Source organism: Neorhizobium sp. LMR1-1-1.1 (assembly GCF_040675795.1).
GTDB classification, from domain to species: domain Bacteria; phylum Pseudomonadota; class Alphaproteobacteria; order Rhizobiales; family Rhizobiaceae; genus Neorhizobium; species Neorhizobium cellulosilyticum.
In genome coordinates this window covers 1,382,510-1,401,926 of sequence record NZ_JBEGHE010000001.1, presented here as the reverse complement: position 1 = coordinate 1,401,926, position 19,417 = coordinate 1,382,510, and the positions used below count along the sequence as shown (strand labels likewise).

Below are 19,417 nucleotides of genomic sequence, written 5' to 3'. Positions count from 1 at the left end.
CCTGAGGTTCAAATGAGGCTTTTGAATGACCCCATCTCTTGTGCCTCTGTTACATCGCGGCCGCTCCGATATCCAGCCCCTGCCGTGATTTTTGAACACACGTAAGCGGTAAACACCGCTGTTTTATGGAATGCACGAGGTTGGTCGCAGGGCAAGACTGGTCTATTTTGCGGCGAATCGGCGATACCTATCGGGGTTCTTATGCGGCACTATCTTATATTGTTGATTGCGGTCTTTCTGCCGTTACCGCTGGCAGCAGCCCCGGTTCACGGTATTGCCATGCACGGCGCGCCGAACCTGCCCGCAGACTATCGCCATTTCGACTACGTCAACCCCGAGGTAAAGAAGGGCGGTTCGGTTCGTTATGGCGTGGTCGGCACCTATGACAGCCTCAATCCCTTCAACTTGAAGAGCATCCGCACCACGGCCCGCGGCATCTGGGATCCGGCTTTCGGCAACCTGATCTACGAAACGCTGATGACCCGCTCGGGCAACGAACCCTTCACGCTTTACGGCTTGCTGGCGGAATCGGTCGAATGGGACGATCAGCGCACATTCATCCAGTTCAACCTGAACCCCAAGGCCCGCTGGTCGGACGGCCAGCCGGTAACGCCGGATGATGTGATCTTCTCGCTCGAAGTGCTGCGCGACAAGGGTCGCGTTCCCTTCTCATCGCGGCTCGACCGGATTTCAAAAATGGAAAAGGTCGGAGAGCACGGCGTGCGCTTCACCTTCAACGAAAAGGCCGACCGCGAATTTCCGCTGATCCTTGCAAGTTCCACCCCTATCCTGCCGAAACACGCGATCGACGCCGATTCGTTCGACCAGTCGACGCTGAAGCCGCCGATCGGTTCCGGCCCTTATCTGATCAGGACCGTCGCCCCCGGCGAACGCATCGTTTACGGGCGCAATCCGGATTACTGGGGAAAGGATATTCCGTCCAAGGTTGGCTTCGATAATTACGACCGGATCTCGGTCGAATATTTCCTGCAGGAATCGACAATGTTCGAAGCCTTCAAGAAAGGCGCAGTCGACGTCTACCTCGAAGGCAGCCCCACCCACTGGGAGCGCGCCTATGATTTCCCGGCCGCCCATAACGGTGACGTCATCAAGGATACGTTCACCCCGCAGCTGCCGACCGGCATGCTCGGCTTCGTCTTTAATACGCGGAGAGCTCTTTTTTCCGACGTTAATGTCCGCGCCGGCCTCTCTCTCGTCTTCGATTTCGAATGGGCAAACCGCAACCTGTTCGAAAATGCCTATACCCGCACCGAAAGCTTCTGGCAGGGTTCACCGCTCTCCTCGCTCGGCAGACCGGCCGATGAGCGCGAACTGAACATCCTCGGTGCCGCGAAAGACCGAATCGAACCGGAAATGCTCGACGGCACCTATCACCTGCCGAAAACCGACGGCTCCGGCGCCGACCGCGTCATTCTCAAAAAGGCGGTCGATCTCCTGGCAATGGGCGGCTACACGATCAAGGACGGCAGGATGTCGGATGAGCGCGGCCGTCAGCTCTCCTTCGAAGTCATGGCGCAGACCGTGGACCAGGAAAAGCTCGCCATCACCTACCAGCGCAGTCTCAGGCTGATCGGCATCGACATGCGCATCCGCACCGTCGATGATTCGCAATATCAGGCCCGCTCGTCGAGCTTCGACTACGACGTGATCATCAAGTCCTATCCGTCCTCCCTGTCCCCCGGTATCGAGCAGATCGGCCGCTGGGGATCAACTGCGCGCGACGCTCAGGGCAGCTTCAATTTCGCTGGAACGGCAGACCCGGACATCGACCGCCTGATCGAGGCCATGCTGACGGCCCGCTCGAAGGAGGATTTCCAGGCATCGGTGCGGGCCTATGACCGGCTGCTGCTTTCCGGTCACTATATCGTGCCGCTCTATCATGTACCCAATCAATGGGTAGCGCGACGCAAGCATATAAGTTATCCCGAAATCTTGCCGCTCTATGGCTACCAGCTCAACACCTGGTGGGATAACCGGGCGCAATAAGTTTTCATATTTAGAGGATAGCGCCATGGAGCGTGTCACAATCGACCTCGTCTCGGATGTCGTCTGCCCCTGGTGTTATCTGGGCAAGGCAAGGCTCGAACTCGCCATCGCCGAAGTGCAGGGCGAAGTCGGCATTGACATCAACTGGCGCCCCTACCGGCTGAACCCGGACATCCCTCCGGAAGGCGTGGACCAGAAGGCCTATCTCGAAGAAAAACTCGGCGGCGCCGAAGCCGTCGCCCGCGGCCACGAGATGCTCTCCAAGCTCGGCCTGGAAGTGGGCATTCGTTATAATTTCGAAGCGATAAAAATCGGACCGAATACGCTCGATGCCCATCGCCTGATCCATTGGGCCTCACTGGAAAGCCGAGAAATTCAGGATCGCGTTGTCACCGCTCTGTTCAAGGCGAATTTCGAAGACGGAAGAAATGTCGGTGACCACACCGTTCTTGCCGAAATCGCCGAAAGCTGCAGCATGAACCGCAAGCTCATCGAAAACCTGCTGGCGTCCGATGCAGACAAGGACCTCATTCTCGGCGAAATCGATGCAGCACAGAAGATGGGCGTCAATGGCGTTCCTTTCTTTATCATGGACGGGCAATATGCCATCAGCGGCGCCCAGACGCCCGACGTGCTTGCAGACGCGTTCCGCGACATCGCGAGACTCAAGGCCGAAGCCCGCAAGGGCATGATCTGATTTTCGAGAAAGACACGTTCGTGCAGAAAGATCAGACCCTCAAGGGTGTCCTCCTCGCCTTTGCGGCATTCGCCGCCTATGCCTTTAGCGACGCCAGCGTCAAGCTGATCGAGGGGCAGCTCAGCCCCTATCAGTCGTCGTTCCTCGGAGCGGCGTTCTGCCTGGTAGGCCTGCCCTTCATCATGAAGAAGGGAGATCGCTGGGCCGATATCTTCAATACGACCAACCGACCGCTCTGGTTCTTGCGCTTTGTTGCACAGGCTGGCGGCACGATCGGCAGCGTCACCGCATTCACCCATCTTTCGATGGCGGAAGCCTTTGCGCTGATCTTCCTCCTTCCTTCCTTCGTCACCATCATGTCGGTAATCTTTTTGAAGGAGAAGGTCGGCGTGAAACGTTGGTCCGCCGTCGTCATCGGCTTTATCGGCGTCATGGTGGTCCTTCGTCCAGGCTTCCGCGAATTGTCGATCGGCCATCTCGGCGCCGTCTTCGGCGGATTGAGCGGCGCCATCTCGATCGTCGTTTTCCGCGCCATGGGCCCGTCGGAAAAGAACATATCGCTTTACGGCGCAGGCGTGCTCGGAACGCTGGTCGTCTGCGGCGCCCTTGCCGTCCCCGGCTTTATGGCTCCGACCGCGATACAATGGCTCTGGCTCGCCGGTTACGGCCTGCTCGCAGCGCTTGCCGCCATCCTTCTCATGTATGCGGCAAATTACGCCCCTGCCACGCTGATCGGACCGACCCAATACAGTCAGATGATCTGGGCGGTGATCTTCGGCTATCTTGTCTTCGGCGACCATATCGATCTGCCCATGGTCATCGGCATCGTCCTGATCATCGGCTCTGGTCTTTTGACCCTGATGCGCGAGAAAGTCCGCGGCACGCCGCTTCCGCCCGCCGTTGCCCCCAACGCTCAGGCTGCAGCAATGATTGCGCCGGATGGCGGAGACAAGAAGTCCTGACAAGAGGCCGGGGATGATCCCGGCCCCGCTTCACGGTATTTCAGTCACTTAGCCATTTTTCCATCCCCGCCCTCTCGCCTCATGCCTACAATCTCCCCGTTCCGTCACGGATACACCGGCAGTCGTGCCGGCGAGGCGGGATCGGCGCTGGGGGTGAAGGGACGACGTGAACCGTCATCACCGGGGTCCGCGGAAAATGGTCTCCCTCCGGCGACACGGGGGAAGCGGCAAGGTTTCGGACCGGCCTGCCGCTTCTGATGCCCGAACGGCGCGTCGGACGTGCCTGTGCGGCACACATGGTGGCCTCAAGGATGGTTTCGCCGGGCGTTCAAGTCCGCTCGTGAAAGCGGGAAACCCGGCGGCGGCGACATGGAGGGTTGGCGATAAGTCGTTTCGCCCGTTTTCCATCAAGCCAAACGAACACCATCCGGCAAGGCAACGGCAGAGGGACCGGAGTCGCGGATAAAAACTGCCGAACGGGACGCTGAGAGGTGTCACTTACAAACTAACCTACGAGGCAGCTTTCAGCGCCCCGTCCGTTCAATCACTCGTCCTCCTCGGGCGAACGAAGTGAGACCCGAGGATCGCCAAGGGAGTATAGTGTCAATACCGGGGCAGACGTCTTCAGCCCCGGCACAGGCTCACCCCTTCGCCAGCTCCGCAAACTGCGTCATGATCTGCGCCGCAGCCGTCAGGCGCTTGGTTGGCGTCGGCAGGTCGCGGTTGAGGAAGATGCTCTGGTCGGGCCTGATCTTGGCGAGCGAGCCCTGCTTGGCGATATAACCAACGAGATTGGCCGGGTTGGGGAACTGCTTGTCGCGGAAGACGATGACAACGCCCTTCGGACCGGCATCGACCTTCTCGACATTCGCCTTGCGGCAGAGCGTCTTGATATAGACGACCTTAAGCAGGTTCTGCACCTCCGGCGGCATCGGCCCGAACCGATCCACCATTTCCGCGCCAAAGCCGTCGATTTCCGAAAGCTCCTGCACCTCGCCGAGACGGCGATAGAGGCCCATGCGCAGATGAAGATCCGGCACGTAGTTTTCGGGGATCATCGTGGTGATGCCGACGGAAATCTGCGGCGACCAACCGGTATCGACGATCTCGTCCTCACCCTTCACCTCAGCGACCGCCTCCTCCAGCATCTGCTGGTAAAGCTCGAAACCGACCTCCTTGATATGGCCGGACTGTTCCTCGCCGAGCAGATTGCCCGCGCCGCGAATATCCAGATCGTGGCTCGCCAGCTGGAAGCCCGCGCCAAGCGTGTCGAGCGACTGCAGCACCTTGAGGCGGCGATCCGCCATCTGCGTCAGCGTCTTGTTGACCGGCAGGGTGAACAGCGCAAACGCCCTCACCTTCGAGCGTCCGACACGGCCACGCAGCTGGTAGAGCTGCGCCAGACCGAACATGTCGGCGCGGTGGACGATCAGCGTATTGGCCGTCGGCACGTCGAGACCGGATTCGACGATCGTCGTCGACAGAAGCACATCATATTTGCCGTCATAGAAGGCATTCATGATGTCCTCCAGCTCGCCCGCCGCCATCTGGCCATGAGCCACCGCGACCTTGAGCTCCGGTACGTCCGACTGCAGGAAAGCCTGGATATCGGCGAGATCCGCCAAACGCGGGCAGACGTAAAAACTCTGGCCACCGCGATAATGCTCGCGCATCAGCGTCTCGCGGATCACCAGCGGATCGAACGGCGAGATGAAAGTGCGCACCGCCATGCGGTCGACCGGCGGCGTCGTGATCAGCGACAGTTCGCGAACACCGGTCATCGCCAGCTGCAGCGTGCGCGGGATCGGCGTGGCCGACAGCGTCAGCACATGCACGTCGGTCTTCAGGTCCTTCAGCCGTTCCTTGTGCTTCACGCCGAAATGCTGCTCCTCGTCGATGATGAGAAGCGAGAGATTGGCGAACTGGATGCCGGCGCCGAGCAGCGCATGCGTGCCGACAACGATATCGACCTTGCCCTCGGCAATATCCTTCTTGGTCTGCGCCAGCTCCTTGGCCGAGACGAGGCGGGACGCCTGCGCGATCCTGATCGGCAGGCCACGGAACCGCTCGGAGAATGTCCTGAAATGCTGACGCGACAGAAGCGTGGTCGGCACGACGACCGCCACCTGTGCCCCGTTCATCGCGGCGAAGAAGGCCGCACGCAGCGCCACTTCCGTCTTGCCGAAGCCGACATCGCCGCAAACAAGGCGATCCATCGGACGCCCGGCGGCGAGATCTTCGCGCACCGATTCGATGGCGTTTTCCTGGTCTTCCGTCTCGTCATACGGGAAACGGGCGGCGAACTCGTCATAGAGCCCTTCCGGCGTCGCCAGAACCGGCGCCTTGCGCACCATGCGGGTCGCAGCGATGCGGATAAGATCGCCTGCCATGTCGAGCAGGCGTTTCTTCAGCTTCGCCTTGCGGGCCTGCCATGCACCACCGCCGAGCCGGTCGAGATTGGCTTCCGCCGCATCCGAACCGTAGCGCGACAGAAGATCGATATTTTCGACCGGCAGGAACAGCTTCGCCTGATCGGCATAATGTAGCTCAAGGCAGGCGCGCGGCGCACCGGCCGCCTCTATCGTGATCAGCCCGACAAACTTGCCGATACCATGTTCGGCATGAACGACCAGCGAGCCTTCGTCGAGACCCGCCACCTCGGTAAGAAAATCCGCTCCGCGCTTACGCCGCTTGCCGCGACGAACCATTCGGTCGCCCAGAATATCCTGTTCGCCGATGACGGCGATATTGCCCGTCTCGAAACCGGATTCTAGGCTCATCACCGCCGATGCCGCCTCGCCCTTGTCCAGTTTTTCGAGATCGGCAAGCTTTTCGATCGGCTTGATCCGCTTCAGCCCGCGCTCGTCGAGCACCTGCAGAAGGCGGTCGAGCGAACCCACCGACCAACCGGTGACGAGAACCTTCGTGCCTTCGGCCCGCTTGTCGGCGATATGCTTGACGACGAGATCGAAGACATTCACCCGCTCATCGCGATCCTGCGTCTCGGAGCTGGCTTCCGCCTGGCTTTTCGCCCAGCGCGGACCGGTATGCGCATCGAGTGTCACCACCGGGCGACCCGACGCATCCATCTCGTTGAACGGCGTCAGGCGAAGCGCTGCAACCTCGTCCAGAGCCGAGGCAAACGCCTTGCCGTCGAGATAAAGCTGGCCGGGCGAAACCGGCTTGTAGGGCGTCGAATGGGCGGCCGCCCCTTTGCCCTGAGATCCCTGATCACGGCGAGCCTCAAAGTAGTCGATGACCAGCTTCGAACGTTCCGCCGCCGCCTCACGCGCCGTGTGATCGGTGACGATCCGAAAACCTGCGAGATAATCAAAAGCCGTTTCCAGCTTTTCGTAAAACAGTGGCAGCCAATGCTCCATGCCGGCATAACGACGGCCTTCGGAAACGGCCTGATAAAGCGCATCGTCGCGGGTGGCCGCACCGAACAGTGACAGATAATTGGTGCGAAACCGGCTGATTGTATCAGGTGTCAGCGTCACTTCGCTCATCGGGTTGAGATCGAGCGAGCGCGCCTGCCCCGTCGTGCGCTGGCTTGCCGGATCGAACGAGCGGATGCTTTCCAGCGTATCGCCGAAGAAATCGAGCCGCACCGGCTCTTCCGTTCCCGGCACGAAGACGTCGAGAATGCCGCCGCGCACCGCAAATTCACCGACTTCACGCACGGTCGACACGCGGTCGAAACCATTACGCTCAAGACGAGCGGCAATATCGTCCATGCGGATCTGGTTGCCGGGTTTTGCCGAAAACGCCAGGCTCTCGATGATTTCCGCCGGCGCGATCTTCTGTAGCATCGCATTGACGGTGACGAGCACGATCGCCGGATGCGGCTTCTTCGCGTGCGCAATCAGACCCGACAGCGCCGCCAGTCTCCGCGCAGAGACATCGGCGCTAGGAGAAACGCGGTCGTAAGGCAGGCAGTCCCAGGCCGGCAGGGTCAGGACGGGAATTTCCGGCGCGACGAAGGAGAGCATCTGCTCCAGATCCGGCATGCGCTGACCATCGGACAGCACATAGGCCACCGACTGGCCCGAACGCGCAAGCTCCGCCAGCACCATCGGCTCCATGCCGGGCGGCACATTGCCGACCGTCAGCGGCTGGGAAGCGGCCGCGATCTTCTTCGCATCAAAACCGGAAATCATTGGCCGAGTTTCTCTTTCAGCGACTCTTTCGTGACAGGATCGAAATCCGGCTTGTAGGCTGCGACACGCGCAAACAGCGGCGTGTTGCGATCTTCGGGAAGAACCATAGCCCCGGTGATCCAGGCATGCAGGTCGTGATCGTCCTCGCCCATGATCTGTTCGAACTCGTCGAGTTCCGTGTCCGAAAGCTTGGCTATCTCCGCCTCGGCAAACGAGCCGAAAACGAGATCCATCTCGCGAATACCGCGATGCCAGCAACGATAGAGAATACGCCTGCGGCGCGGGTCGAGGTCGGCGCTCGTGCGTGCCAATCCAGTCATGTGCAAATCCCTGTTTTGCGGTTCATATAGGATCAAAATGCGCGCGCGTCACCTTGCCAAATGGCCAAAACTTGCCCCATTTAACCGCCCATGCGCCCAGCCATACTCGATCCCCTCTTTGCTTCCGCCTCGTCGCTGCCCGGTGTCGGGCCGAAGATCGCTGACCTGATCGCCAAAGTGACGGGCCGCGAGGACGCCGAAGACTGCCGTGTCGTCGACCTTCTTTTCCACGCACCCTTCTCGCTGATCGACCGGCGCAACCGCCCCGGCATCGCGCTAGCGCCTCAGGGAACGATTGTCACCATCGAGGGACGTGTCGACCGTCACCAACCGCCGGCGCGCGGCACCAACCAGCCCTACCGCGTGTTTCTTCACGACGATACCGGCGAACTGGCGCTGACCTTCTTCCGCGCCAAGGGCGACTGGCTGTCGAAATCATTGCCGGTAGATGAGCAGGTCATGGTCAGCGGCAAGGTCGACTGGTTCAACGGCCGGGCCTCGATGGTCCATCCGGATTTCATGGTAAAAGTCTCCGAAGCGCAGAACCTGGCTCTGGTCGAGCCGGTCTATCCGCTGACCGCCGGCCTGTCGCCGAAGACATTGCGCAAGGTCATCGAAGGCGCCGTCGAGCGCCTGCCGGCCTTCCCGGAATGGGCCGATGCGCCACTGACGCAAAAACAGAATTTTCCGGATGTCGCAGATGCCTTCCGCAACCTGCATCACCCGGAGGACGAAAAGGACATAGACCCCAACGCCCCGGCCCGTCGGCGTCTGGCCTATGACGAATTCCTCGCCGGACAGGTCTCGCTCGCTCTGGTGCGCCAGAAGATACGCAAGGTGCCGGGCCAACCGATCCGCGTTAAGGGCGATCTCGCCGCAAAAATCGTCCACGCCCTGCCCTTCTCGCTGACCCCGAGCCAGAAGGCGGCGGTCGACGACATCATCAGGGATATGGCCGGCGAAGACCGGATGCTGCGCCTGCTGCAGGGCGATGTCGGCGCCGGCAAGACACTGGTGGCGCTTCTTTCCATGGCGGCCGCCATCGAGGCCGGCGGTCAGGCCGTGTTGATGGCCCCGACCGAAATCCTCGCCCGCCAGCATTTTGCCACCATCTCGAAACTCGCAGGCGCCGCCGGTGTCACCGTCGAACTTCTGACCGGCCGCACCAAGGGCCGCGAGCGCGACGCGATCGTCGAACGCATAGCATCGGGTGAAGCACAGATCGTCATCGGCACCCATGCGCTGTTTCAGGATACGGTGAGCTACGCCAACCTGATGATGGCGGTTGTCGACGAACAGCATCGTTTCGGCGTCCACCAGCGCCTGCGCCTGACGGCCAAGGGCATCTCTCCACATATGCTGGTGATGACCGCAACGCCGATCCCGCGAACCCTGGTGCTTGCCGCCTTTGGCGATATGGACGTATCGAAACTCACCGAAAAGCCCGCCGGCCGCAAACCGATCCAGACCGTCACCGTCCCAACCGAGCGCATCAGCAACATCGTTAGCCGACTAAAAGGCGCCGTTGCCGAGGGCAAGAAGGCCTATTGGATCTGCCCGCTGGTCGAAGAATCCGACGTCTCCGAACTGATGTCGGCGGAAGAACGTCACGCAGTCCTTGCCCGAGAACTCGGCGCGAAAAATGTCGGCCTCGTGCATGGCCGCATGGCGGGTCCGGAAAAGGACGCGGTGATGGCCGCCTTCAAGAATGGCGACATCCGCATGCTGGTCGCCACCACAGTCGTCGAAGTCGGCGTCGACGTGCCGGATGCAACGATCATGGTGATCGAACATGCAGAACGTTTCGGCCTTGCCCAGTTGCATCAGCTGCGCGGCCGTGTGGGTCGTGGCGACGAGGCGTCAACCTGCATTCTGCTCTACAAGGGACCATTAAGCGAAACCGGCCATGCCCGCCTGTCGATCCTGCGCGACAGCGAGGACGGGTTCCTGATCGCCGAGGAGGACCTGAAACTGCGCGGCGAAGGTGAGCTTCTCGGCACCCGCCAGTCCGGCACGCCGGGTTTCCGCATTGCCAGCCTGGCGGCTCATGCCGATCTTCTGGAAATCGCCCGCAAGGACGCGACCTATCTGCTCGATCGCGACCCGGACCTGACCAGCGAACGCGGTGAGGCCGTGCGGGTGCTGCTATATCTGCACCGTCGCGACGAGGCGATCAGGTTTCTGCGGGCGGGATAACGGTGGTTTCTTCGCCACCCTTGCGGCGCGCCTTTGCTGCCTTCTTGCGCGGCGCAGGCAATGCCGGAACCACAGCTCCACCCGGATTATAATCCGGCGCGATCAGGCCGCCGGAAATCAGCAGCTTGGCGCCCTCTTCCGGCGTCATGTCGAGCATGACGATCTTGCTTTTCGGCACGAACATGAGGAAGCCTGCGGTCGGAACCGGGGTTGGCGGCATGAACACCGCGACCATCTCTTCGCCATTCTCGTTCAGTTTCGCCGCGATTTCACCTTGTGCGTCGCCCGCGATGAACACCAGCGCCCACATGCCGGGGCTTGGAAACTCGATCAGTCCGCATTTCTTGAACGAGGTGGACTGTTCGCGCAGGACGGTCTCGAAGATCTGCTTGATGCTTTTGTAGACACTGCGGATCAGCGGCATTCGCTGCAGGATCGACTCGCCGAAATTGACGATCGAGCGGCCGATCAGGTTCTTGCCGAGAAAACCGACAATGGTGATGAACAGGACTGCGATGAGCAGTCCGGTGCCGGGGATCGTCACGTCGAAATAATATTGCGGATTGTAGCGCTGCGGCAGATAGGGCGTCACCCAGCTGTCGGCCCAGTCGATGAAGGTGAAGGTCAGCCAGACGGTGATGGCAAGCGGCGCGCAGATGATCAGACCGGTGAGGAAATTATTCCTGAGCCGACCCGCCATGGAAATGCGCTCGGGGCTTTCACTCATCTGATCTTCCTATGAAATTTCGGCCCGAATCACGATTGGGCATTGCCGCATTCTTGTGATGCGACAATGCAGGATGGTTTGCTGCGATGCAAGGAAACCCTTAAACCGCCGACATCACTCAACTGTGACGGACTTGGCAAGGTTCCTCGGCTGGTCCACATCGGTGCCCATGAACACGGCGGTGTGATAGGCCAGAAGCTGGATCGGCAGCGAGAAGATCATCGGTGCGATGATTTCGTCGACATTCGGCAGCGTGATCGTCGCCATGGTTTCGAGCTTGGAGGCAGCGGCTCCCTTTTCATCGGTTATGAAGATGATCTTGCCGCCGCGGGCCGCCACTTCCTGCATGTTCGATACGGTCTTTTCGAAGAACCGGTCATGCGGGGCGATAACGATCACCGGCATGTGCTCGTCGATCAGCGCGATCGGCCCATGCTTCAACTCACCGGCCGCATAACCTTCAGCGTGGATGTAGGAGATTTCCTTGAGCTTCAGCGCGCCTTCCATGGCAAGCGGGAAGCTGGTGCCACGGCCAAGATAAAGCACGTCCTTGAAACGCGACAGATCGCGCGACAAAGTTTCAATCACCGGCTCTATCTCGTTCAGCACCTTGCTCATGATCCGCGGCATCTCCGCGAGATGTTTGACCATCGCTTTTTCTTCGGCCTCGGAAACCGTGCCCCGTGCACGACCGGCGGCAATTGATAGGCTGGCGAGCACGGCCAGCTGGCAGGTAAATGCCTTGGTCGAGGCTACGCCGATTTCGGGGCCTGCGAGGATCGGGAAGATCGCATCGGATTCCCGCGCAATCGTCGATTCGCGGACATTGACGATCGCGCCGATCTTCAGCCCCTCATCTTTGCAATAGCGCAGCGAGGCAAGCGTGTCGGCGGTTTCACCCGACTGCGAGATGAAAAGTGCTGCCTGTGTCGGCGACAGCGGCAGTTCGCGGTAGCGGAATTCGGATGCGACATCGATTTCGACCGGCAGGCGCGCATACCGCTCGAACCAGTATTTGCCGACGAGACCGGCAAGATAGGCCGTGCCGCAAGCGGAAATGGCGAGGCCCGAGAGCTTGGAGAAATCGATCGACTTGTCGGTCGCCTTCACCGTATGGCTGGCGAAATCGATGTAATGGCTGAGCGCATGGGAGATGATCTCCGGCTGCTCGTAGATTTCCTTCTCCATGAAATGCCGGTGATTGCCCTTGTCGACCATGAAGGCGGTCGCCTGGGAAATCTGGCTCTTGCGCGTAACCGGCTTGCCCTCATAATCCATCACCTCGAGACCCTTGTGGCTGATGATGGCGCAGTCGCCATCCACCAGATAGGTGATCTCGTTGGTGAACGGCGACAGCGCAATCGCGTCCGAGCCAAGGAACATCTCGCCCTTGCCGTGGCCGATGGCGAGCGGCGGCCCGAAACGGGCGGAGAGAATCGTGCCCGGATCATCCTGGAACATCACCACCAGCGCGTAGGCGCCGGAAACGCGGTTCAGCATGGCAAGCATCGCCTCGCGATGGGTCTTGCCTTCGCGCGTGTATTTGGCGAGCAGATGGGCGACGACTTCCGTATCCGTCTGGCTGGTAAAAACCGCGCCGTCAGCAATCAGCTCGTCCTTCAGTTCGGAAAAGTTCTCGATAATGCCGTTATGAACGACCGCCACACCATCGACGAAATGCGGGTGGGCATTGGTCTCGTTCGGCACGCCATGGGTCGCCCAGCGCGTGTGTGCTATACCGATTGTGCCCGGTAGTGGTTCGCCATCGAGCTTCTTTTCCAGATTGAACAGCTTGCCTTCCGCGCGACGACGGTCGAGCCTGCCCTCATGGATCGTCGCAACACCGGCGGAATCATAACCGCGATATTCAAGCCTGCGCAGCGCATCTACCAGACGCGCAGCCACCGGCTCTCGACCAACGATCCCAACAATTCCGCACATGCAAAAAACCTTTCGATAAATCAGCTGGACGCAAGTCCTAGACGATTGCTGCACTTGCGCAATCGCCGCATTCGTCACTTTCGGTATCGGCGCGTAACGCGCCGCAATCTCTATTTTGCAGGCTTCCTGGCAGCCTTTATCGCCAGCGCCCGTTCACGAATCAGCTTTGCCCGCTCAGGCTTCACTTCTTGCCTAGCTCGCCCCAATGCCAAAGCATCGGCCGGCACATTTTCCGTGATTACACTGCCCGACGCGACATAGGCGCCGTCGCCAATCGAAACCGGTGCCACAAGCGACGAATTGGAACCGACAAAACTGTTTGCGCCGATTACCGTCTGGTGCTTGTTCACGCCGTCATAATTGCAGGTGATCGTGCCCGCGCCGATATTGGCATGCGCACCGACCACTGCATCACCGATATAGGTCAGATGGTTGACCTTCGCGCCCTCGCTGATCTTGCCGTTTTTTACCTCGCAGAAATTGCCAACCTTGGAACCTTCGGCCAGGTCAGCGCCCGGACGAAGCCGCGCAAATGGGCCGACGGTTGCGCCGGCGCTCACATGGGCACCCTCGATATGCGAGAAGGCATGGATGACCGCGCCGCCATCGATCGTCACGCCCGGACCAAACACCACATTCGGCTCGATCAGCGCGTCCTGGCCGATCTCGGTATCAAACGAGAGGAACACGGTTTCCGGTGCGATCATCGAAACGCCCGACACCATCAGTTGGTGGCGACGACGCTCCTGCCAGAGCTTTTCGATGACGGCGAGTTCGGCGCGGTTGTTGCAGCCGGTCAGTTCCGTTTCCGGCGCATCGACCGCGACCACCTTGCCGCCTTCGGCGCGGGCAATCTCGACGAGGTCGGTGAGGTAATATTCGCCCTTGGCATTGCTGTTACCGATCTTGTCGAGCAGCGCGAGCGCCTTCTTCCCATTGATCGCCATCAGCCCGCTATTGCACCAGGTGACCTTGCGCTCTTCGTCGGTAGCATCCTTTTCTTCGCGGATGGCGACGAGTTCGCCGTTCTCGACCAGCAACCGGCCGTAGCCGAAAGGCTTGTCGGTATGAAAACCGATGACGACAACATCGGCGCCCTCGGCCAGTTTTTCACGCGCGGCAGCAAAGGGAGCGGCCGTGATCAGCGGCACGTCTCCATAGGCGACGAGAACATCGTCGAAACCTCCGGCAATCGCCTCACGGGCAGCAAGCACTGCATGGCCTGTCCCGAGTCGCTCTGTCTGCAGAAAGCTCTTCACCGAAATCCCGTCGAGCGATCCGGCCTTGGCGACCTTTTCGGCATCGCGGCCCACCACCAGCGCCGCGTCGGTCATTCCCGCAGAAGCCACCGCCGCCATAACATGCGCGATCATCGGGCGGTTTGCGACCGGATGCAGCACTTTCGACATCGACGACTTCATCCGCGTGCTGTCGCCCGCAGCGAGAATGACGGCAAGGCAGGAACGGCTCATTTAGGGAATCTCCTTCGGCATTTGCTCGCTGTTTAGCAGCAACAATCTTGCAGGGCGATAAACGGCTTGTGTCTCAACGACATAAAAAGAAAGGGCGCCCGAAGACGCCCTTTCGATCTGTAACGCGGAAAAAGCTCACTTCGGCAGCTTGTCGTCCACGCCTTCGATGTAGAAGTTCATGCCGAGCAGAACGCCGTCTTCGGCCTTTTCGCCGGCCTTCAGCCATTCCGAACCGTCCTGCTTGTTGATCGGGCCGGTGAACGGGTGCAACTCGCCCGACTTGATCTTGGCTTCGGTCTCTTCGGCCATCGCCTTCACGTCATCCGGCATGTTGGTATATGGTGCCATGGTCAGGATGCCGTCCTTCAGTCCGTCCCAGATCTGTTCAGACTTCCACGAGCCGTCGAGAACCGCCTTGGTGCGCTTGATGTAATAGGCGCCCCAGGTGTCGACGATTGCCGTCAGCTGCGTCTTCGGGCCGGCTGCGATCATGTCGGAAGCCTGACCGAAAGCGAGAATGCCGCGCTCGGCAGCAACCTGCATCGGAGCGGTCGTATCGGTGTGCTGGGTGAGGATATCGACGCCCTGGTCGATCAGTGCCTTGGCGGCATCAGCTTCCTTGCCCGGGTCGAACCAGGTATTGGCCCAGACGACCTTCAGCTTGAATTCCGGATTGACCGACTTTGCGCCCAGTTCAAAGGCGTTGATGCCCATGACCACTTCCGGGATCGGGAAGGAGGCGATGTAACCGGCGACGCCCTTCTTCGACATCTTGGCTGCAATCTGGCCCTGGATGTAACGGCCTTCATAGAAGCGCGAATTGTAGGTCGAAAGGTTTTCGGCAGCCTTGAAACCGGTGGCGTGCTCGAACTTCACGTTCGGGAATTTTGCGGCGACCTTGACCGTTGCATCCATGAAGCCGAACGAGGTCGTGTAGATCAGGGCGCAGCCGGAGCGAGCCATGCGCTCGATGGCGCGCTCGGCATCCGGGCCTTCCGGCACGCTTTCGAGGAACGGCGTCTCGATCTTGTCGTCGAGAGCCTTCTGCAGCGCCTGGCGTCCGATATCGTGCGCCTGGGTCCAGCCACCGTCGGTCTTGGAACCGACATAGATGAAGCAGATCTTCTTCTTTTCCTGAGCCGACGCGCTACCGGCAAAACCGCCGAGCACGGCAGCAGTAGCAGCCAGCGCAATGATGAGTTTTTTCATTTTCCAACCTCTGATGGAGTATGACATGAACGTTAACGTGGTCACCGATCGGGGACAAATGGTTTTCCGAGGGATGCCGGCGTATTGATGAGCGTCGTGCGGCGATTATGCGAAATGATGATCAGCACGACAATAGTTGCGACATAAGGCAATGCGGATAGAAGCTGCGACGGAATGGCTATCCCGCCACTTTGCGCCAGCAACTGCGCATGCAATTGTCCGATGCCGACGGCACCGAAGAGATAACCGCCGGCGAGAACCCTGAGCGGCCGCCAGGATGCGAAGACGACGAGCGCCAGCGCGATCCAGCCACGGCCGGCCGTCATGTTCTCCACCCATTGCGGCGTGTAGACGAGCGACAGCTGTGCGCCTGCAAGACCGGCACAGGCCCCGCCGAACAGGACGGCGAGATAACGTGTGCGAACCACGTTGATCCCGAGCGCGTGCGCCGACCCGTGACTGTCGCCGATCGCCCGCATCTTCAGGCCTGCGCGGCTTTTGAACAGGAACCAGCTGATGCCGAAGACCAGAGCCACCGACATGTAGAAGATCAGGTCCTGGGAAAACAGCACGCGCCCGAAGAACGGGATATCGGACAGGAGCGGAATGACGATTGGCTGCAGGCGAACGCCCGGCATACCGACAAAGGCTTCACCAAGCTGTCCCGACAGACCGAGGCCGAGGATTGTCAGCGCCAGACCGGTCGCCACCTGATTGGCAACGAGCGTCAGCGTCAGGAAACCGAAGAGCAGCGAGAAAATGCCGCCGCCGATGATGCCGCCGAGAATACCCAGATAGGCTGAACCGGTCAGCTGCGCCGTGGCAAACGCGGCAACCGCACCCATGATCATCATGCCTTCGACGCCGAGATTGAGCACGCCCGATCGCTCGGTCACCAGTTCGCCGAGAGCGGCAATGACCAGCGGCGTCGATGCGGTGATGACGGTCAGAAGGATAGCTTCGAACATCAGCTTTTTCCTTCTTGAGCGGCGGATGGATTGACGATCAGACGGATCCGATAATGGATCAGCGTATCGCAGGACAGTACGAAGAACAGGATGAGCCCCTGGAAAACACGGCTAACCTTGTCGGAAATGCCGAGAGAAAGCTGCGCCGCCTCCCCACCGAGATAGGTGAGCGCCAGCACGAAACCCGAGGCGATGATACCGAGCGGATTGAGCCTTCCGAGAAACGCGACGATGATCGCGGTAAAGCCGTAGCCCGGCGAAATCACCGGCTGCACATGGCCGATCGAACCGGAGACTTCCGAAATCCCGGCAAGCCCGGCGAGCGAGCCTGAAAGCAGCATCGAGAACCACACCATCCGGCGCGCCGAAAAACCGGCGAACCGCCCTGCCCGTTCCGACTGGCCGAGCACCGAGACCTGAAAGCCTTTCAGCATGAAGCGCATCATGAACCACAGCGCCACGGCAGCGATGAGCGCGAAGACGATGCCGAGATGCGCGCGACCCGAATCGAGGATTTCCGGCAGAACCGCTTCCGGCTGGAAGCTTTTGGTCTGAGGGAAATTATAACCCTGCGGATCGCGCCACGGACCACGCACCAGCCAGTCGAGGAACAGTTGAGCGATATAAACCAGCATCAGGCTGGTCAGAATCTCGTTGGTATTGAACCGGGTCTTCAAAAGCGCCGGAATACCTGCATAGAGCGCTCCGCCGATCATTCCCATCACCAGCATCAGCGGCAAGATCAGCGGCGAATGCCATTCCGGGTTCAGCACGGGCAGGATCGAACCGGTGATCGCACCGATGGTGAACTGCCCTTCCGCGCCGATATTCCAGTTGTTTGACCGGAAACAGACCGAAAGACCGACTGCGATCAAAATCAGCGGTGCAGCCTTGATCGCCAGTTCATGCAGCGACCAGACATCGAGCAGCGGCTCGACGAAATAGATGTAGAGCGAGTTGAGCGGGCTTTTGCCCAGAAGGCCGAACATGATTGCGCCGGCAATCAGCGTCAGCGCCAGCGCCAGAAGCGGCGACAGGAGCGAAAACAGCATGGATGTGTTGGCGCGTTTCTGAAGCTCAATGCGCATGTGCGGTCTCCATTCCGGTCTGGTCTCCCCCAGAAGACTTTTCCCCGGAATGACTGTCATGGATGCCGCCCATCAGCAGGCCGATCTGTTCAAGTGTAAGCTCTCCTGCAGGATAGGGGTCCGAAAGCCTGCCATCCGAAATCACGGCAATTGTTGTGGCAATCTCGAAAATCTCGTCGAGATCCTGGCTGATGACGATGACGGCGGATCCCGCTTTTGCCAGATCGACTAGCGCCTGACGAATGCGGCTCGCGGCGCCCGCATCGACACCCCAGGTAGGCTGGTTGACGACCAGCACGGAAGGCTGTCGATCAAGCTCGCGGCCAACGATGAATTTCTGCAGGTTTCCACCCGAAAGCGAGCCGGCAGCAGGGTCTTCGCCACTCTTGCGCACATCCATCATAGAACAGATGCGTCGTGCGGCAGACAGGATCGCATCCCGCTTGACGATGGCGAGAGGTCCGCCGGCCAGAAATGCCTTTTTATCGGACCGGCTTCGCGCCAGCAGCAGATTGTCGGAAAGCGAAAGCGCCGAGACCGCCGCGTGGCCATGCCGCTCTTCCGGCACGAACCCCGCTCCGAGCAGACGGCGCCCGTTAATCCTAAGGCGACCAACAGGTTTTCCGCGCAGGACAATGCCATCATTGTCAGCAATCGGATATTCGCCGGAAATGGCATCAAACAGTTCCGACTGGCCATTGCCGGCGATGCCCGCAATGGCAAGCACCTCGCCCGCCCGAACCTTCAGCGAGATATCCTTGAGCGCAACCGCAAACGGCGTACGCGAGGCGACCGAAACCTTGTTCACCTGCAGCAGAATATCGCCAAGCGTGTTGGCGCTATCGCGTTTCACCTCAGCCACTTCGGTCCCGACCATCATCCGTGCAAGCGAGGCAGGCGTTTCATGCTTGGGGTCGCAAGCACCGGTAACCTTGCCGTGGCGCAGAACGGTGGCGCGATCACAGATGCGCTGCACCTCTTCCAGCCGGTGACTGATATAAAGAACCGAACGCCCTTCGGCCTTCAGCCGCATCAGCGTCTCGAACAGCCGCTCGGCCTCCTGCGGCGTCAGAACCGATGTCGGCTCGTCGAGAATGATCAACTTGGGGTTCTGCAACAGCGCCCGGACGATCTCGATGCGCTGGCGTTCACCGACGGAAAGATCGGCGACATGGGCAGACGGATCGAGCGGCAGGCCATAAGCCTTGGAGATGGTTGCGGTCTCTTCCGCGATCTTCGCCAAAGGCGTCCTCGGGTCGAGCGACAGTGCGATGTTCTCCGCCACCGTCAACGCTTCGAACAGAGAGAAATGCTGGAAAACCATGCCTATGCCGAGACGGCGCGCCTCGCCGGGCGATGGGATCACCACTGGCTTTCCTTCCAGTGAAACGGTCCCTGAACTCGGCTGCAAGACGCCGAAGAGCATCTTCACCAGCGTAGATTTACCAGCGCCGTTTTCGCCCAGCAGCGCATGGATTTCCCCATGGCCGATATCGAGATCGATGGCATCGCACGCCGCGAAACTGCCGAAAAGCTTTGTCAGCCCCCGGACAGACAGAAGCGGGCTTGCCTCAACGCCCTCGGAAGAAGTCACGGAACCCCCTTTTTATCATGCAGAGCCGTCCGTTGAAGCTCTGCATTGTTTACGTCTTTAAAATGAAGTGGCCACC

General features: G+C 60.1%; 13 protein-coding genes. 4 read left to right on the top strand and 9 right to left on the bottom strand.

Annotation, left to right across the window (positions count from 1 at the left end; genetic code table 11):
* Positions 1-201: 201 nt before the first annotated feature.
* Genes MRBLMR1_RS06790 through MRBLMR1_RS06780 form a run of 3 tightly spaced genes read left to right on the top strand, consistent with a single transcriptional unit; the run spans position 202 to position 3,666 of the window.
* Positions 202-2,007, top strand: coding sequence for an extracellular solute-binding protein (locus tag MRBLMR1_RS06790; protein WP_148144287.1), 1,806 nt, complete (start codon positions 202-204; stop codon positions 2,005-2,007).
* Positions 2,008-2,032: 25 nt separating this feature from the next.
* Positions 2,033-2,704: a DsbA family oxidoreductase gene (locus tag MRBLMR1_RS06785; RefSeq protein WP_148144286.1), complete on the top strand. Its 672-nt coding sequence runs from the start codon at positions 2,033-2,035 to the stop codon at positions 2,702-2,704.
* Positions 2,705-2,724: 20 nt separating this feature from the next.
* A complete protein-coding gene (locus MRBLMR1_RS06780) occupies positions 2,725-3,666 on the top strand; it encodes an EamA family transporter (RefSeq protein ID WP_148144285.1) in 942 nt (313 codons plus the stop codon).
* A 641-nt stretch (positions 3,667-4,307) separates the two neighbouring features.
* Here the strand turns inward: MRBLMR1_RS06780 and mfd are convergent.
* Both mfd and MRBLMR1_RS06770 read right to left on the bottom strand, forming a co-directional pair.
* Entirely contained in the window at positions 4,308-7,826 is a 3,519-nt protein-coding gene (gene mfd, locus MRBLMR1_RS06775) for a transcription-repair coupling factor (RefSeq protein ID WP_148144772.1), read from the bottom strand.
* On the bottom strand, positions 7,823-8,146 hold the full coding sequence (locus MRBLMR1_RS06770) for a succinate dehydrogenase assembly factor 2 (protein ID WP_148144773.1): 324 nt from the start codon (positions 8,144-8,146) through the stop codon (positions 7,823-7,825). The genes mfd and MRBLMR1_RS06770 overlap by 4 nt, the downstream gene beginning before the upstream one ends.
* Positions 8,147-8,236: 90 nt before the next feature.
* Between MRBLMR1_RS06770 and recG the strand changes: the two genes are divergently transcribed.
* Complete coding sequence (recG, locus tag MRBLMR1_RS06765) at positions 8,237-10,342, top strand: ATP-dependent DNA helicase RecG (RefSeq protein WP_148144774.1); 2,106 nt, start codon at positions 8,237-8,239, stop codon at positions 10,340-10,342.
* Here the strand turns inward: recG and MRBLMR1_RS06760 are convergent.
* The 7 genes from MRBLMR1_RS06760 to MRBLMR1_RS06730 form a co-directional block, all read right to left on the bottom strand.
* Entirely contained in the window at positions 10,320-11,069 is a 750-nt protein-coding gene (locus MRBLMR1_RS06760; protein WP_148144775.1) for a DUF502 domain-containing protein, read from the bottom strand. The two genes, recG and MRBLMR1_RS06760, sit on opposite strands and share 23 nt — an antisense overlap.
* Positions 11,070-11,183: 114 nt before the next feature.
* Positions 11,184-13,010, bottom strand: coding sequence for a glutamine--fructose-6-phosphate transaminase (isomerizing) (glmS, locus tag MRBLMR1_RS06755; RefSeq protein ID WP_500064009.1), 1,827 nt, complete (start codon positions 13,008-13,010; stop codon positions 11,184-11,186).
* A 110-nt stretch (positions 13,011-13,120) separates the two neighbouring features.
* Entirely contained in the window at positions 13,121-14,482 is a 1,362-nt protein-coding gene (glmU, locus tag MRBLMR1_RS06750; protein WP_148144777.1) for a bifunctional UDP-N-acetylglucosamine diphosphorylase/glucosamine-1-phosphate N-acetyltransferase GlmU, read from the bottom strand.
* Between the two features lie 135 nt (positions 14,483-14,617).
* A complete protein-coding gene (locus tag MRBLMR1_RS06745; RefSeq protein ID WP_148144778.1) occupies positions 14,618-15,691 on the bottom strand; it encodes a BMP family ABC transporter substrate-binding protein in 1,074 nt (357 codons plus the stop codon).
* 41 nt (positions 15,692-15,732) lie between these two features.
* Positions 15,733-16,659 (bottom strand): ABC transporter permease, encoded by a 927-nt coding sequence (locus MRBLMR1_RS06740; protein WP_148144779.1) that lies wholly within the window; start codon positions 16,657-16,659, stop codon positions 15,733-15,735.
* Positions 16,659-17,747, bottom strand: coding sequence for an ABC transporter permease (locus MRBLMR1_RS06735; protein WP_148144780.1), 1,089 nt, complete (start codon positions 17,745-17,747; stop codon positions 16,659-16,661). The genes MRBLMR1_RS06740 and MRBLMR1_RS06735 overlap by 1 nt, the downstream gene beginning before the upstream one ends.
* Positions 17,737-19,341 (bottom strand): ABC transporter ATP-binding protein, encoded by a 1,605-nt coding sequence (locus MRBLMR1_RS06730; RefSeq protein WP_148144781.1) that lies wholly within the window; start codon positions 19,339-19,341, stop codon positions 17,737-17,739. The genes MRBLMR1_RS06735 and MRBLMR1_RS06730 overlap by 11 nt, the downstream gene beginning before the upstream one ends.
* Positions 19,342-19,417: the final 76 nt, after the last annotated feature.

Coding starts and splice junctions, on each gene's coding strand:
- MRBLMR1_RS06790 (WP_148144287.1), top strand. CDS start 202: ATGCGGCACTATCTTATATTGTTGATTGCGGTCTTTCTGCCGTTACCG.
- MRBLMR1_RS06785 (WP_148144286.1), top strand. CDS start 2,033: ATGGAGCGTGTCACAATCGACCTCGTCTCGGATGTCGTCTGCCCCTGG.
- mfd (WP_148144772.1), bottom strand. CDS start 7,826: ATGATTTCCGGTTTTGATGCGAAGAAGATCGCGGCCGCTTCCCAGCCG.
- MRBLMR1_RS06770 (WP_148144773.1), bottom strand. CDS start 8,146: ATGACTGGATTGGCACGCACGAGCGCCGACCTCGACCCGCGCCGCAGG.
- recG (WP_148144774.1), top strand. CDS start 8,237: ATGCGCCCAGCCATACTCGATCCCCTCTTTGCTTCCGCCTCGTCGCTG.
- MRBLMR1_RS06760 (WP_148144775.1), bottom strand. CDS start 11,069: ATGAGTGAAAGCCCCGAGCGCATTTCCATGGCGGGTCGGCTCAGGAAT.
- glmS (WP_500064009.1), bottom strand. CDS start 13,010: ATGTGCGGAATTGTTGGGATCGTTGGTCGAGAGCCGGTGGCTGCGCGT.
- glmU (WP_148144777.1), bottom strand. CDS start 14,482: ATGAGCCGTTCCTGCCTTGCCGTCATTCTCGCTGCGGGCGACAGCACG.
- MRBLMR1_RS06745 (WP_148144778.1), bottom strand. CDS start 15,691: ATGAAAAAACTCATCATTGCGCTGGCTGCTACTGCTGCCGTGCTCGGC.
- MRBLMR1_RS06740 (WP_148144779.1), bottom strand. CDS start 16,659: ATGTTCGAAGCTATCCTTCTGACCGTCATCACCGCATCGACGCCGCTG.
- MRBLMR1_RS06735 (WP_148144780.1), bottom strand. CDS start 17,747: ATGCGCATTGAGCTTCAGAAACGCGCCAACACATCCATGCTGTTTTCG.